General features: G+C 36.9%; 12 protein-coding genes. 6 read left to right on the forward strand and 6 right to left on the reverse strand.

Translation table 11 applies throughout. From position 1 onward, the window contains the following. Nucleotides 1–12 precede the first annotated feature (12 nt). From JK139_RS06715 to JK139_RS06725, 3 genes are all read left to right on the forward strand, one after another. Nucleotides 13–735: a YebC/PmpR family DNA-binding transcriptional regulator gene (locus JK139_RS06715; RefSeq protein ID WP_074418043.1), complete on the forward strand. Its 723-nt coding sequence runs from the start codon at nucleotides 13–15 to the stop codon at nucleotides 733–735. Nucleotides 736–759: 24 nt separating this feature from the next. Further along, the gene (locus tag JK139_RS06720) at nucleotides 760–1,218 is read left to right on the forward strand and encodes a thiol-disulfide oxidoreductase DCC family protein (RefSeq protein WP_228733151.1); all 459 of its coding nucleotides are present in this window, start codon (nucleotides 760–762) and stop codon (nucleotides 1,216–1,218) included. A gap of 208 nt (nucleotides 1,219–1,426) precedes the next feature. Further along, nucleotides 1,427–4,681, forward strand: a complete 3,255-nt coding sequence (locus JK139_RS06725) for a TonB-dependent receptor (RefSeq protein WP_074418035.1) — start codon at nucleotides 1,427–1,429, stop codon at nucleotides 4,679–4,681. A gap of 92 nt (nucleotides 4,682–4,773) precedes the next feature. Here JK139_RS06725 and JK139_RS06730 read toward each other — a convergent pair whose 3' ends face one another. Then, nucleotides 4,774–7,161: an alpha-ketoacid dehydrogenase subunit alpha/beta gene (locus JK139_RS06730; RefSeq protein ID WP_074418036.1), complete on the reverse strand. Its 2,388-nt coding sequence runs from the start codon at nucleotides 7,159–7,161 to the stop codon at nucleotides 4,774–4,776. Between the two features lie 517 nt (nucleotides 7,162–7,678). On the opposite strand from JK139_RS06730, the gene JK139_RS06735 reads away from it, so the two are divergent. The 3 genes from JK139_RS06735 (at nucleotide 7,679) to JK139_RS06745 (ending at nucleotide 9,864) form a co-directional block, all read left to right on the forward strand. Next, nucleotides 7,679–8,128 (forward strand): DUF1573 domain-containing protein, encoded by a 450-nt coding sequence (locus tag JK139_RS06735; protein WP_176712996.1) that lies wholly within the window; start codon nucleotides 7,679–7,681, stop codon nucleotides 8,126–8,128. Nucleotides 8,129–8,210: 82 nt separating this feature from the next. Next, nucleotides 8,211–8,588 (forward strand): DUF1573 domain-containing protein, encoded by a 378-nt coding sequence (locus tag JK139_RS06740; RefSeq protein ID WP_074418038.1) that lies wholly within the window; start codon nucleotides 8,211–8,213, stop codon nucleotides 8,586–8,588. Nucleotides 8,589–8,667: 79 nt separating this feature from the next. Further along, entirely contained in the window at nucleotides 8,668–9,864 is a 1,197-nt protein-coding gene (locus JK139_RS06745; protein ID WP_074418039.1) for a pyridoxal phosphate-dependent aminotransferase, read from the forward strand. A 15-nt stretch (nucleotides 9,865–9,879) separates the two neighbouring features. Here the strand turns inward: JK139_RS06745 and JK139_RS06750 are convergent, their stop codons facing one another. The 5 genes from JK139_RS06750 to dut all read right to left on the reverse strand — a co-directional run bounded on the left by JK139_RS06750 (nucleotide 9,880) and on the right by dut (nucleotide 14,184). Continuing rightward, the gene (locus JK139_RS06750) at nucleotides 9,880–10,716 is read right to left on the reverse strand and encodes a ParA family protein (RefSeq protein WP_074418040.1); all 837 of its coding nucleotides are present in this window, start codon (nucleotides 10,714–10,716) and stop codon (nucleotides 9,880–9,882) included. 262 nt (nucleotides 10,717–10,978) lie between these two features. After that, the gene (locus JK139_RS06755; RefSeq protein WP_074418041.1) at nucleotides 10,979–11,422 is read right to left on the reverse strand and encodes a hypothetical protein; all 444 of its coding nucleotides are present in this window, start codon (nucleotides 11,420–11,422) and stop codon (nucleotides 10,979–10,981) included. 44 nt (nucleotides 11,423–11,466) lie between these two features. Continuing rightward, entirely contained in the window at nucleotides 11,467–12,840 is a 1,374-nt protein-coding gene (locus JK139_RS06760; RefSeq protein ID WP_074418042.1) for a murein hydrolase activator EnvC family protein, read from the reverse strand. A gap of 69 nt (nucleotides 12,841–12,909) precedes the next feature. Further along, nucleotides 12,910–13,734: a DUF4292 domain-containing protein gene (locus JK139_RS06765; RefSeq protein ID WP_075051724.1), complete on the reverse strand. Its 825-nt coding sequence runs from the start codon at nucleotides 13,732–13,734 to the stop codon at nucleotides 12,910–12,912. A gap of 6 nt (nucleotides 13,735–13,740) precedes the next feature. Next, nucleotides 13,741–14,184 carry a dUTP diphosphatase gene (dut, locus tag JK139_RS06770; RefSeq protein WP_218330894.1) on the reverse strand — a complete coding sequence of 148 codons (444 nt, stop codon included), beginning with the start codon at nucleotides 14,182–14,184 and terminating at the stop codon, nucleotides 13,741–13,743. Nucleotides 14,185–14,362 lie beyond the last annotated feature (178 nt).

Below are 14,362 nucleotides of genomic sequence, written 5' to 3' on the forward strand. Positions count from 1 at the left end.
ATAAATATTATTATGGGAAGGATTTTTGAAGTAAGGAAAGCCACCATGTTTGCCCGTTGGGACAGAATGGCCAAACAATTTACCCGCATTGGAAAAGAAATTGTAATTGCCGTAAAAGCCGGCGGGCCCGATCCTGCTACCAATCCGGCTTTGCGCCGCTGCATGCAAAACGCCAAAAGTGTTAACATGCCAAAAGACCGGGTGGAAGCAGCCATTAAACGCGCCATGGGCAAAGAGGCCACCAATTACGATGAAATTTTATACGAAGGTTATGGCCCGCACGGTGTAGCCTTATTGGTTGAAACGGCTACCGATAATCATGTGCGTACCGTTGCCAATGTTAAAAGCCATTTTAACAAAGGTGGCGGAACATTAGGTAACAGTGGCAGTGTAAGCTTTCAGTTTAAGAAAATGGGGGTATTCAAATTAAAACCCGAAAATTTGGATATTGAATCATTAGAATTAGAACTAATTGATTTTGGTTTAGAAGAAATGGGAGAAAGCACCGATGAAGAAGGCAATAATATTATTGTATTGCGATGCGCTTTTGTTGATTTTGGTAAATTACAAAAAGCATTAGAAGACAAAGGCATTACACCCATCAGCGCTGAATTAGAATGGATTCCTACTACTACAATTCCGGTAAATGATACCCAGGCCGAAGAAGTAAGTAAACTCATTGAACGATTAGAGCAGGATGAAGATGTAACAAAAGTGTTTCACAATATGGGGTAAAAGCTAAAAAGTAAAAAAGCAGGAATGACACAACGTATCCCTGCTTTTTTTGTTAATAGTGATAACATGCAAAATCATCACAACTTATTAAAACCTATCATTTTTTTTGATGGTGTTTGTAATTTATGCAGCCATTCAGTATTGTTTGTACTGCGCAATGATTCAAAACAACAATTTCAATTTGCCTCTTTACAAAGTAATTTCGGGAAAAATATTTTATTAAAATACAACTTACCCTTAGAACATTTCGGCAGTTTTATTCTTTTACAAAACAACAAAATATACACCCAATCAACCGCCGCATTAAAAGTTGCCACTGAGTTAAAATTTCCAATGAACTTGTTGGCAATTGGATGGATAATTCCCAAATTCATCAGAGATAAGGTTTACAACTATATTGCAGCAAACCGTTACCGTTGGTTTGGGAAAAAAAATATCTGCTTCATACCCGATGAAAAATGGAGAAATCGATTTATTGAGTAGCGGCATTAGTCTACTAATACAACATAGTTAAACATAAAATTTTATCAATATTTCTTTTATGCATCAACAATAATAATATTTTCCACACCCAATGCACATAATTATTGCAAAAACAAGATTATTGAAATAGGCAGTAAAGTTTAGTTAAAATTAATTAACAAAATGGTAATTTTAACTTTACATTATTTTATTCAATAAACCTTGCAAAATGATTAAAAAACAATTGTTGAAACCATTGCTGTTGTTAGCACTGTCTATTTTAAGTGCTATTACACTCACAGCACAGATTACCACGGCAATACTCAGTGGTACGGTAAAAGATGAAAAGGGTAAACCACTATCGGGTGCAGTTGTAACCATTGCTTATCCTGATGCGGGAATTAATAAAACAATTATTACAAAATCAGATGGAAGTTTTGAAGTACCCAATCTCAGGGTTGGCGGACCGTATAATGTAACAGCAAGCTATACAGGCTATACTGCCAAAACAGAAAGCAATATTTTTCTTGACCTGGGTCAGAATACAAGTGTTGCAGTACAACTAAGTACCAACATTAATCAATTGAATGATGTGGTAGTTTCTTCAGCAAGTTCAAAAATATTTAATGAAAACAGAACCGGTGCAGCAACAAATATTAACTCCAGACAATTAAGACAGCTTCCTACAATATCAAGATCGGCAGATGATTTTACCAGATTAACTCCATCTGCTTCACAAGGCTATAACGGCACTTCATTTGCTGGAAGAAACGGACAATACAACAATTATTCATTAGATGGTGCGGTTTTTAATAATCCGTTTGGATTAGATGCACCCACTCCGGGTGGACAAACCGGTGCCCAACCTATATCATTAGATGCAATTGATCAAATACAAGTAAATATTGCCCCTTATGATGTTACACAAGCCGGCTTTACCGGGGCCGGTGTTAATACTGTTACAAAAAGTGGAACCAATAAATTTGGCGGTACAGTATATGGATTTTACAGAAACCAAACATTAACCGGCCATAAAGTAGAAGGCACAAAATTCAATATTCCTTCCTTAACCGATTTTCAGGGAGGTGCTTCATTAGGTGGAGCCATTAAAAAAAATAAATTATTCTACTTTGTTAATTTTGAAACTCAACAAAGAGAAGATCAGGCCAGCGCCTATGTAGCACAAAATGCTTCTAATGCCGGCGGATTAACAACATCAAGGGTATTACAGTCTGATTTAGATACCGTAAGCAAAATTTTATTCAATCGCTTTGGTTATGTTACAGGCCCTTATCAGGGTTTTAATTTAAAGCAAATTAATTACAAATGGCTGGCTAAAATTGACTGGGTAATTAATGACCAGCATTCATTATCGTTTACATACAATGGCTTAGATGCTACACAGGAAAAACCTGCACATCCCAATGCCATCAACCGAAGAGGTCCTGATGCCATTACGCTGCAATTCCGAAATTCAGGGTATCAAATGGTTAATAAATTACATTCTTTTGGATTAGAATTAAAATCAAATTTCAATAGCACTTTTGCCAATAAATTCAGGGCAGTTTATACTTTATTCAGAGATCACCGTAATGCATTTTCAACTCCCTTTCCTGTTTTAAATATTACAAAATATGGCGTTCCATATATAGTGGCGGGATATGAACCGTTTTCAATTCACAATGTATTAAATCAGGATGCATTACAATTAACGGATAATTTCAATGTAATTCTTGCAAAACATACATTAACATTTGGTGCTTCATACGAACAATTTAAGTTTGGTAATTCATTTAATTTGTTAGGTTTTGGACCATCGTTGTTTAGCCCAATAGATATCAACACTTTCAAAACACAGGTTCCAATTGGTGGCAATGTAATTTTTGGAGCCTACCCACTTGATGTAGATGTAACTTATGCAAAAAACAGAGCTGCAGCAGATAAATGGGTATGGTATTATTTAACAGTAGGTCAGCTATCTGCTTATGCACAAGATGAATGGAAAGTAGCAAAAAACTTTAAATTAACTTATGGTTTAAGGATTGATAAGCCTATTTACTATCCATCAAAAGCAAGTTATACAAGCCCCAATATGAATAGTAATGGCACTTTTGCCGGAAGCTATACCAGTGGTTCGCCAACTGTTGCCAATACAGATAATTTAAAATTATATAATCCCGAAGGTGTACCAGTAAAAAACGGGCCGGGACAAACCATTGATAATACACGTATGCCTAACGGTACTGCATTGCTGTCGCCAAGAATTGGTTTTAATTGGGATATAAATGGTGATAAAATTGTTCAACTACGCGGTGGTACAGGTTTCTTTACAGGAAGATTTCCATTTGTATGGCTCGGTAATGCCATTGGCAATCCCTTTTCAGGATACTATAATGTAACTGCCAATAATTTCAAATGGCCGCAAATTTGGAGATCAAGCTTAGGTGTTGATTATAAAGCAGCCCCAAGCACTATTCTCACAATAGATGTGGCATACACAAAAGATGTAAATGCAATGATGGTTAGAGATTATGGATTAGGTACTCCTACCGGCCATTTAAATTCTGGAACAGGTGATAATAGAAGCATCTATAATCCATCAGATAAAGGAAGCACAGGCACCTATGTTTTTACCAATACAAAAGTAGGCAATTCATTTAATGCAACTTTCCAGATGCAACATACATTTAAAAAAGGTTTATTTCTCACTGGTTCATATAATTATTTGGCAGCAAATGATGCAAGCTCCATTTCAGCTGAAATTTCAGGGGATGCATTTGATAGGAACCCCATTATAGGGAATGCTAATATTGCAGTAAGTTCACCATCATTATATGGTAATACACACCGTTTTGTATTAGCAGGGATTAAAAAAATTGAATATGGAAAAGAAAAACAGCATGCAACAACCATATCATTTTTTGCCAACTGGTCAAGCGGTAATCGTTTTTCTTATGTATATGGTGGAGATGTAAATCAGGATGGTTCAAGTTTCAATGACTTAATGTATATTCCTACAAAAGCTGAAATCAATAACATGAATTTTGCACCCTTAACTGATGCTTTTGGTAATATTCAAAATGCTGCTCAACAAGGTGCCGCACTCGAAGCTTTTATAGAACAGGATAAATATTTAAGTAAACATCGTGGACAATACACAGGCAAATATGCCGGCGTTACACCTTGGTTTAGCGAAGTTGATATGCGTATTTTACAAGACTTTATTATAAAAGATGGTAATAAAAAAAGAACCATACAATTAAGTTGGGACATTATAAATCTTGGCAATTTAATTAGTAGTAATTGGGGTTTGAGAAAATATGCCAGCGCTACCGGTTATTATCAACCTATTACTTATTTAGGAACCGATAATACCGGTAAATCTATATATCAGTTCGATCCCTCTCAAAAAAGTACATTTACAACCAGTCCTGATTTACCATCCAGATGGCAAATGCAATTTGGAATCAGATACATTTTCTAATTGATTCTCTATAATAACCATAAAGAGAGGCTACCCCTAAAGTATAGCCTCTCTTTTTATTTCAATTATACATTCATTAATTAAAAACTACATTACTCCCGCATCATTGCCAATACAATATCCACCACATCTTCGGTATTGGGCTTGCTGAAATAATCACCATCACTGCCATAGGCCGGGCGGTGTGCTTTTGCAGTAAGTGTTCTGGGGGCAACATCTACCCAACGGTATCCACCCTGTTCTTCCATTACGTGATTGTACATATATGCTGCAGCACCTCCGGGTACATCCTCATCTACAAATAGGATACGATTGGTTTTTTTAAGAGATGCTACAATGGAATGATGAATATCAAATGGTAATAAGGTCTGTACATCTATTACTTCACAACTAATCTCTAATTTAGCCAAACGTTCTGCTGCCTCTTCTACAATTCGTAAGGTAGAACCATAAGAAACAATGGTAACATCATCTCCATGCCGTATCACATCGGGTATACCCAATGGAATAGTAAAATCTAATAAATTAGCCGGTAGTTTTTCTTTTAAACGATATCCGTTTAAACATTCAATCACAATACCGGGATCGTTACCACGCAACAGTGTATTGTACATACCTGCTGCATGTACCATGTTTCTGGGTACACATACATAAAATCCGCGCAGTGCATGAATAATCATTCCCATAGGACTGCCACTGTGCCAAATACCTTCTAATCGATGGCCCCGGGTACGTACTATAACGGGGCAGCTTTGACGTCCGAATGTGCGGTAATGGGTTGTTGCTGCATCATCACTTAAAGTTTGTAAACCATACAGTAAATAATCAATGTATTGAATTTCTGCAATAGGCCTTAAACCACGTAATGCCAAACCAATGGCCTGTCCCATAATGGTTAATTCACGAATACCAGTGTCAAAAATCCGGCTACTGCCATGTTTGGCCTGCAAACCGGCAAAGCCCTGATTCACATCGCCTATATTTCCTACATCTTCCCCAAATGCAACGACCAAAGGTTGATGTGTAAACAATGCATCAAAATATTTATTTAAAATTTCATAACCGTTAATAAGGGGTGCATCAAAAGGAATTAAAGGTTTTACAGCTTCTACCTTTAAAGCACTGGCCGGGCCTTCATTGTATAAATGGGTATTGTATAATTGTTTTGCCTCTTGCAGCAGTGAATGGTGGTATTGCTGAATCATTTCAATTGACGGCGATGCCGGAGCTAACTCCATTGCGGTATGCAGTGTATGCAAAACATCTCTTCGTAGCGGTTCTACATTGGTTTGTAGTTCTTTTACTTTCTCTTGTATGGTGCGGTACACATCCATATCATTCACAACTATAGTAGTCAACAATTCGGCAGTTTGTTGCACCTGCTGTTTAATGGGTTGCATCAATTTTTCCCAGGCCTTTGCTTTGGCTTCCTTCACGAACAATTTGGCTTCCTGCGTAATTTTATTGAGTTCATCTTCGGTGGCTAACTCACTCAGCACAATCCATTCTTTGAATTTTTTAATACAATCCCATTCTCTTTCCCAAACCAATCGTTCAGGGCTTTTATATCGTTCGTGGCTGCCGCTGGTAGAGTGTCCCTGAGGCTGTGTTACTTCTTCTACATGAAATAAGGCAGGGGTATGCGTTTCACGAACTTTTTGTAATGCTGCTTCAAACACTTCGCACATACCTGCATAATCCCATGCTTTTACTTTGTAAATATGAATACCATTGGTATGCTCATCTTTTTGCAAACCCTGCAACGCTGTTGAAATGGAACCTTTGGTAGTTTGATAATCACGTGGAACGGAAATGCCATAACCGTCATCCCAAACAAAAATAGCTAAAGGCACTTGAAGCACCCCGGCAGCATTAATGGTTTCCCAAAAAGACCCCTCAGAGGTAGCAGCATCACCAATAGTACAAAAACAAATTTCGTTACCATGTTTGCTTAAATGTTTGTAGGATTGTAAAACTGGAATTTCTCGAAAACATTTGGAAGCAAATGCCAAACCTAAAGAACGGGGCATTTGGCCTGCAGTGGGTGCTATATCAGATGAAACATTTTTTCGATTGGCTAAATCTAACCAGTTACCTGCCTCATCCACATTGGGTGTAGCAAAATGCGAAACCATTTGCCTGCCTGCACTAAAGGGGTCGTGTTCAATATTGGGATCTGCATACAACTGTGAAAAAAATTCTTCTAAAGTTGCCAGTCCTGCTGCAAACATGAAAGTCTGGTCGCGGTAGTAACCACTTCTAAAATCACCTTCTTTAAAGTAACGCGCCATAGCTACCTGTGCCAGTTCTTTTCCATCTCCAAAAATGCCAAACTTAGCCTTACCGGTTAGTACTTCTCTGCGGCCCAACAAACTGGCTTCTCTACTAATCACAGTTAATTTAAAATCATTCAGTACCTGTTGTCTGAATCCCTCAAAAGAAAGTACATTGGCATCAATTGCAGTAATTGTTTGTTCCATAAAGCAAAAATAAATTAATAAACTATCAACCGTAAGTTTTTGTTATCCCATCAACTGTCAATTATTCAGAAATTTTACACAATACTGAGTCTAGTAAATGGAATGTATTCACCTGTAACCCACTTATTTCGCAGTAATCAAAGTAAAATGGGGTTAAGATAATCAAAATTGGGGAAACAATTGGCATACATGCCAAATTGACAAAATACCTTTTTTTTATTTTTTAAATATTAAGGTGTATGCCCAGTATAGAAAGATTTGAATGTATATTTTGCTGTATTGGGCAGGTTAACAATAAATTTTAATACATCATTTCATGGTTTCTTAATTTTTTTAATTGTTATTATCAATAATTTTATGTCACCATTATACAAGCATATTAAAAGTTGCATGAAAATTGCAAACAATAAGGCTACAATAACCGACATTCATTGATATGCAGAATAAAAATGTTTTTCCTGTATTTGTTCAACTTCCAAAAATTATCAACTGTATTTTCAACACTAAACACATATTCATGAAAAAATTCATCTTACTCATTTTTTTAATTGCTGGTGTTACTTTCACGGCACATACACAAATTACAAATGCCGACATCAGCAAGCAGTTTTCATTTACCAATGATAATTTTGATTTTGGAAAAATACCTTATGGTAAGCCTGCGGAATATACCTTAACCATTACCAATATTGGTAAGGATACTGCAACACTTGATGATGTTCGCCCGTCTTGCGGCTGCACCACGCCACAATTTGAAAGAGGCAGGAAATTTGCACCCGGTCAGTCTGTTGCTATTGTATTGGGCTTTAATGGTAATACTTTAGGTGCTTTTTACAAAACAGCAGGCATTTTTTTAAACAATTATAAACTGAGCAAACAAGTGAGTTTTAAAGGAGAAACTTTTCAGGAAAACAAACTTGCTGATAGTACCAAAAACAAACAAACAGGCACCGTTCTTCACCAATAAACTGCATCAGGCAAATAATTCATTTCATCTGAAATTACAATAACACTAAACACTTTATATTTACAATAAAATTTATTCCATTATGAAACAATTATTAGTAGCTTTTTTTTTACTTGCAGGAACCATGTGTTTTGCACAAAGTCCGATACAATTTAATACCGTAAAACACGATTTTGGTAAAATAAAAAAAGGGATACCTGCCACTTATGTTTTTCATTTTAAAAACATAGGCAATAAACCCGTTGTAATTGAAGTAGCTACTGCAGAATGTGGCTGTACCACTCCTGAATATCCAAAAGCACCCATTGGAAAAGGCAAATCAGGAGAAATTAAAGTAACCTACAATGCTGCTTTATCCGGCGCATTTACCAAAAAGGTGAATGTTAAATTAGCCGGTGTAAACGAACCGATTGTGTTAACCATTGAAGGTATTGTGGAAGATAGCGGACATTCTAAATAAAGAAATTTTTAAAAAAATATACAGGGCCATTTCGCAAGAAGTGGCTTTTTTGTTTACTAACACACGTTATCTTTGCGCCATGTTAACCATCAGTAAACGTGGCATGGCAATGCCAGCCAGCCCCATCAGAAAATTAGTACCCTTTGCGGAAATTGCAAAGCAAAAAGGAGTGAAGGTATATCATTTAAATATTGGGCAACCCGATATTGAAACACCGAAAACCGTTTTAGATGCGGTACGACATACTGATTTTACTGTATTGGCTTACAGCCATAGTGCCGGAAATGAAAGTTACAGAAAAAAGTTAACAGAATACTATCAGCGAAAAGCCATTACCGTTACCAAAGATGAAATTATTGTAACCACCGGTGGCAGTGAAGCGATTTTATTTGCATTCATGGCTTGTTTAGATGCAGAAGATGAAGTCATTATACCTGAACCCTTTTATGCCAATTACAATGGATTTGCCGTGGCTGCCGGCGTAAATGTAATTCCGGTTAGTTCGTCCATACAAAATGGTTTTGCATTACCGCCCATTGCTGCATTTGAAGCAAAAATTACACCAAAAACTAAAGCCATTTTAATTTGTAATCCTAACAATCCTACCGGTTATTTATATACCAAGGAAGAAATGGAAGCCTTACAGGCATTGGTTTTAAAACACGGGTTGTACTTATTTTCAGACGAAGCCTATCGCGAATTTTGTTATGAAGGTACCCATATCAGTGCCATGCATTTAAAAGGTATTGAAGAACATGTGGTGTTGATGGATACTATCAGTAAAAGATATAGTGCCTGCGGAGGAAGAATTGGAGCATTGGTTACAAAAAACCAAACAGTATTAGATGCAGTGATGAAATTTGCACAAGCACGTTTAAGCCCGCCCTCTTTTGCCCAAATAGCAGGTGAAGCTGCAGTGGACTTACCTGAAAATTATTTTGAAACAACCAAAACTGAATATCAGTCGCGCCGCGATTTGATTGTGCAACGTTTACAGGCAATGCCCGGTGTTATCTGCCCTAATCCCGGCGGTGCATTTTATGCAATTGCTGCATTACCAGTTGATGATGCCGAAAAATTTTGTCAGTGGCTATTAGAATCTTTTGAATACAAAGGGCATACCGTTATGCTGGCACCTGCAGGAGGTTTTTATCAAACACCGGGACTGGGGAAAAAAGAAGTTCGATTGGCATACGTGCTGAACAAAACAGATATTAATGCTGCTATGGACTGCCTGGCAGTTGCATTAACACAATATCCCGGAAAAGAAGTATAACACTAACAAAACAGATTAGTCGGCTATAGCCAACCCGGCAATAGAATGGATGTCAGGGAAATCAATTACCCTGCCCTTATTGGTTTTAAATGCCGACCAGTTGCATATATCGCACACTTCATCCCACAAAGCCTCATAAAATTGAATGGATTTGGCCTCTTTTAACTGATGAAAAATAGATTTTTTACTAAAACTAATATTTTCAATATCAGAATAAAAAGGAATGTATTGATGCAAAGTCGGTATCCTTCCTGCACCTTGTTCTAAATAAAGGCGATGCAGATTTTTTCGAATTTGCACCATGTTATAGAAACTCAATACTTTCTTATCTGCCCTTATAAACTTTTTTAAATCTTCTTGTAACACTTCAAAACAATGCAATGAAAGGGGTGCAGGTATATTAGGTATTAATAACAAATCAGCGGCAGTAAATACATTGTTGTGTAATAAAAATTTACCCGGTGGGCAATCAATAATACACACATCATAGTCGTCATTTACTTTATCTAATAAAGATTGAATTACTGCATTGTTTACGAAATTAAGCCGCGACAATAGTGAACCTTTACTCAAAGCGTCATCACCAAACGAACTGTCATTGCTAATGATATCAATATGATTGGTATCGCAGGTTTGGATCACTTCATAAATTAAAATATCGTTTTCGAACAGGCGTTTGTACCGATTATTATTAGCTCCTTCACTTTTAAAAAAATAGCTGGTGCCGCCCTGAGGATCTAAATCCCAAATAAGTACACTAAAACCCATTTTGGCCATTAAGCAGGCCATGTTAATAGAGGTGGTGGTTTTACCAACCCCTCCTTTAATATTGTACACAGCAATTGTTCTCACCTTCCGAATTTTAAAGGGTGTTAAGGAATGAATAGAGCGTACAATTTAAAAATAGTTTTCCACATAAATGTGGATAATTATATTTTTTTAAAAAAAAATAATACACAAATCAAGGATTTAGAAGTTATTGTTGAATGAAATAGTGGATAACACCCATTAAACCTAAACTGAAAATAATTTATTGCATGACAAAAGATAAGATGGCGAGATGAAAAAAAATATTGAAGGTTGCAAATCAAAATATCTGATATCTAATCACCTCTTATTTCAATAATTTTTCCCATTGTTTTAATTGCACCTTTTCTGCATTGGTAAGGGGTTGGTGCAAGCTGCACTTGGTTTGTAACAACAATGCGCCTTTATGTTGCGGATATTTTTGAAGTATTGCAGTAATTAAAGGTAAATAAACAGCATCGGGGTGTATATGCTGCATGGCAACTGCAATTGTATTTTCCTTCGCAATTTTATGTCGATCGGGCATTTTTAAAATAATGGCTTCTAAAGTACCCAGCCAGTTAGCCGGCATATTGGGTATATTACCTGCCTTTTGCAATAGCCCCTGCAATTGTTTTTTGCTTAAACTGCCCCTTTCCTCATACTGGTGCATTAAGCTTAAAATAAATAAAGCATCCGGATTGTATTGATAGCAGGCATCTAAAATTTTATCTATAACATCTACTAATTTTTTATTTGCTGCTTTTGCCATGGCGCCTTTATTTCATTTTCCGATAGAAGCGGATGCAAGTCAAATTATCTGGATTTTAACCAGGTTTCAGGATTTACAAATTTATTACTGCCATTCATTACCCTGAATTCAATTTTGCCCTCACCATCAAAATCGGCCGCAGCATGGCCAATTAACGTACCCGCCTTTACTGACTGGCCTCTGCTAACACTAACATCAGACAATTTGTTGTATACCGTAAAATACTTACCATGTTGTACCAATACGCCCTGAAAATCGCCTAAATCCATTACCGATATTACCTCGCCATCTGCAACACAACGAACCGGAGCACCAATTTTCGTTGAAATAAAAATTCCATCATTGGTTTCTTTTAATTTGGTGCCCGGCACAATATTGGTTCCAAATTGCCCAACAACAGCACCCCCGGAAACAGGCCAGGGTAAACGGCCTCTGTTGTTTTCGAAATTAATAGACATTTCCCTTCCTTCCGGTGTAGTTTCAAATACACTGTAAGTGCGGTTCTCATTTCTATCGGTAGATACCACCCCGGTAATGGGCTCATCATTCGCTTTTGGCGCATTGTTATTAGCAGGCGTATTATTTTTTAGTGAAGGGGTATTGGCCACAGCCCCACCACTCCTCTTTGCAGCATCTGCTTTTGCTTTTGCCAGTCGCTCTCTTTCTTTCCGCTCTGCTTCAGCAATCTCACGCCGTATAGCAGCTTTAATCGCTTCGTTTAATACCTTACGTTGCCTTTCGGTTTTACGCAATTGTGCCAAATAATCTTTTTCTTTATTTTTTAGTTGATTTACAACCTGGTCTTTTTCTTTTTTATCCTGTTCCAATACTTTTAACTGCGTACTTTGTTCCTCCAATACCTTGGTTTGTTGCAGTTTGGCATTGTTCATATCGGCAATAGCCTGCTGACGAAGTTCGCTGGTTTTTAAAATAGTTTGTGCTTCTGCTTCACGGTATTGACGGTAACTTTTTAAAAATGCCATTCGCTTGAGCGCATCATTAAAATCTCTGGCAGAAAACAAAAAGTTTAAGTATTCATAACTGCTTCTATTCTTATAAGCAAAAACAATGCTTTTGGCATAGTTTTGTTTCAGTGTATCCAATTGCCGCTTTAAACGGTTTATTTCTAATTGTTTATCATAAATATCATCATTCAATCGTTGAATTTCCTGATTAATTTTATGAATGAGCCGTTCCCGAACAGCTAATTTTCGCTGTAAAATTGCTACTTCGGTGATGGATTGTTTTTTGTTTTTACGAATAGAATTCAATGCGGCATTCAAATTATCAATTTCTTCCTGCAATTGTTTTTGCTGCTGCTGCAACGCTTCACGGGTAGGGGGCTGATATGTACCCTGTGTTTGGGCAGATAACTGCAAGAAGGGAAAAACAAAAAAACACAACAATAATAACCGCATTATACAATCCTCATTTTTAAATAGAAAATAGAATGAATATGGTTGAATAACGAACCTGCCACCTTAATATTATTTCACCCGATAATTTTTAGGCACCGAAAAGGTATACTTTAACGGCTCATTAAATGAAAACTCTTTAAAATCTAAAAATATATCCAGCTTCGATTTTTCAGCAACCGAGATTTGCCGAAAGGTAGCAAATAAAAAATTATTGACCGGCTGATAATTACTAAAAGTAATATCGCAGGTTCGGTTGCGTTGAATATCAACATCATCTAACTTACTGTGTAATACCCTGAAATCAGTGTTATCTAATGTTACCAGATGTTTAAACATATTACCAACCATTAATACCAGTAATTGATTATTACTCCATTTATATGAAACCACATTGCTATCTAAAAAAACCGGATTTCCAACAATTAAATCCTGCAGCGTTGAAAAATCAAATGGGATTTGTGTTACATCCTGTAAATAGGCAATGCTCCGATATTGAATAGATTTTCCTCCTTTTAATTTTATGAGAATAACACTATCGGGTGTAACCAATACATTGGCTACCACACCATAGGGAGGCAATGCTATTTTTACAAAAATAACACTGTCTTTAATCATGCTCAGGTAGGCATTTACATGCTGGCTTTCTTCAGGCCCCTCATAATCTACCTTTATTTTAGCATTAAAGGTGTTGAAGTTAATAGAGCTTTTCATTATTTTCTCCATTATCTCTTTCACTATAGCAGCAGAATCAACCTTTGGAGTTTCAGTAACAATCACTATCTGTGCCGTATCTTTTTTAGAGATAGCTTTTTCAATAGATTGTACTTTTTTTACAGGATGGCAAGCCCAAACTGTTAAAGCAAGCAGGTTAAAAACAATTATTCTTTGCATCATATTACATTACTGTTTACCGGTATGGCCAAAACCGCCTACACCTCTTTCCGTTTCTGATAAAACTTCTACCGGTAACCAGTTAATTTGTTCAACCTGCTGAATTACCATTTGTGCTATTCTGTCACCATCCTGAATCGTTACCGGTTGATTCGACAAGTTAATTAAAATTACTTTTATTTCTCCTCTGTAATCGGCATCAATGGTGCCGGGAGTATTCAAACAGGTGATACCCTGTTGAATGGCCAAGCCGCTTCTGGGCCTTATTTGTGCTTCTAACCCTTCCGGCAAGGCTATCTGTAAACCGGTAGGAATCAAAACTCTTTCCAATGGATGCAGGGTTATGGGTTGTGGTATAAATGCCCGTATATCCATTCCGGATGCACCTGCGGTAGCATAAGCCGGCAAGGGATGATGCGATGAATTGGTAATGGTTACCTGTATTTTTTGCATGCAGCGAAGGTAGGAGTTTGCTATAAAAAAGCAGAATAGATTGGCTTAAAAGAAAGACAGCGGATGAACAAAACCTTTCGTTCAACACGTGAAAAGCAGCCAACCTTTTTAAAGATGCTCCAATATTCCAATATATAAACTAATAAAAATGGCCATCTCTGCTAAACTAAAGCAGAAA

It is taken from the genome of Hydrotalea lipotrueae (genome assembly GCF_019249625.1).
Taxonomy (GTDB): Bacteria; Bacteroidota; Bacteroidia; order Chitinophagales; family Chitinophagaceae; genus Hydrotalea; species Hydrotalea flava.

Coding starts and splice junctions, on each gene's coding strand:
- JK139_RS06730 (WP_074418036.1), bottom strand. CDS start 7,161: ATGGAACAAACAATTACTGCAATTGATGCCAATGTACTTTCTTTTGAG.
- JK139_RS06765 (WP_075051724.1), bottom strand. CDS start 13,734: ATGATGCAAAGAATAATTGTTTTTAACCTGCTTGCTTTAACAGTTTGG.
- JK139_RS06725 (WP_074418035.1), top strand. CDS start 1,427: ATGATTAAAAAACAATTGTTGAAACCATTGCTGTTGTTAGCACTGTCT.
- JK139_RS06715 (WP_074418043.1), top strand. CDS start 13: ATGGGAAGGATTTTTGAAGTAAGGAAAGCCACCATGTTTGCCCGTTGG.
- JK139_RS06735 (WP_176712996.1), top strand. CDS start 7,679: ATGAAAAAATTCATCTTACTCATTTTTTTAATTGCTGGTGTTACTTTC.
- JK139_RS06745 (WP_074418039.1), top strand. CDS start 8,668: ATGTTAACCATCAGTAAACGTGGCATGGCAATGCCAGCCAGCCCCATC.
- JK139_RS06740 (WP_074418038.1), top strand. CDS start 8,211: ATGAAACAATTATTAGTAGCTTTTTTTTTACTTGCAGGAACCATGTGT.
- dut (WP_218330894.1), bottom strand. CDS start 14,184: ATGCAAAAAATACAGGTAACCATTACCAATTCATCGCATCATCCCTTG.
- JK139_RS06760 (WP_074418042.1), bottom strand. CDS start 12,840: ATGCGGTTATTATTGTTGTGTTTTTTTGTTTTTCCCTTCTTGCAGTTA.
- JK139_RS06720 (WP_228733151.1), top strand. CDS start 760: ATGACACAACGTATCCCTGCTTTTTTTGTTAATAGTGATAACATGCAA.
- JK139_RS06755 (WP_074418041.1), bottom strand. CDS start 11,422: ATGGCAAAAGCAGCAAATAAAAAATTAGTAGATGTTATAGATAAAATT.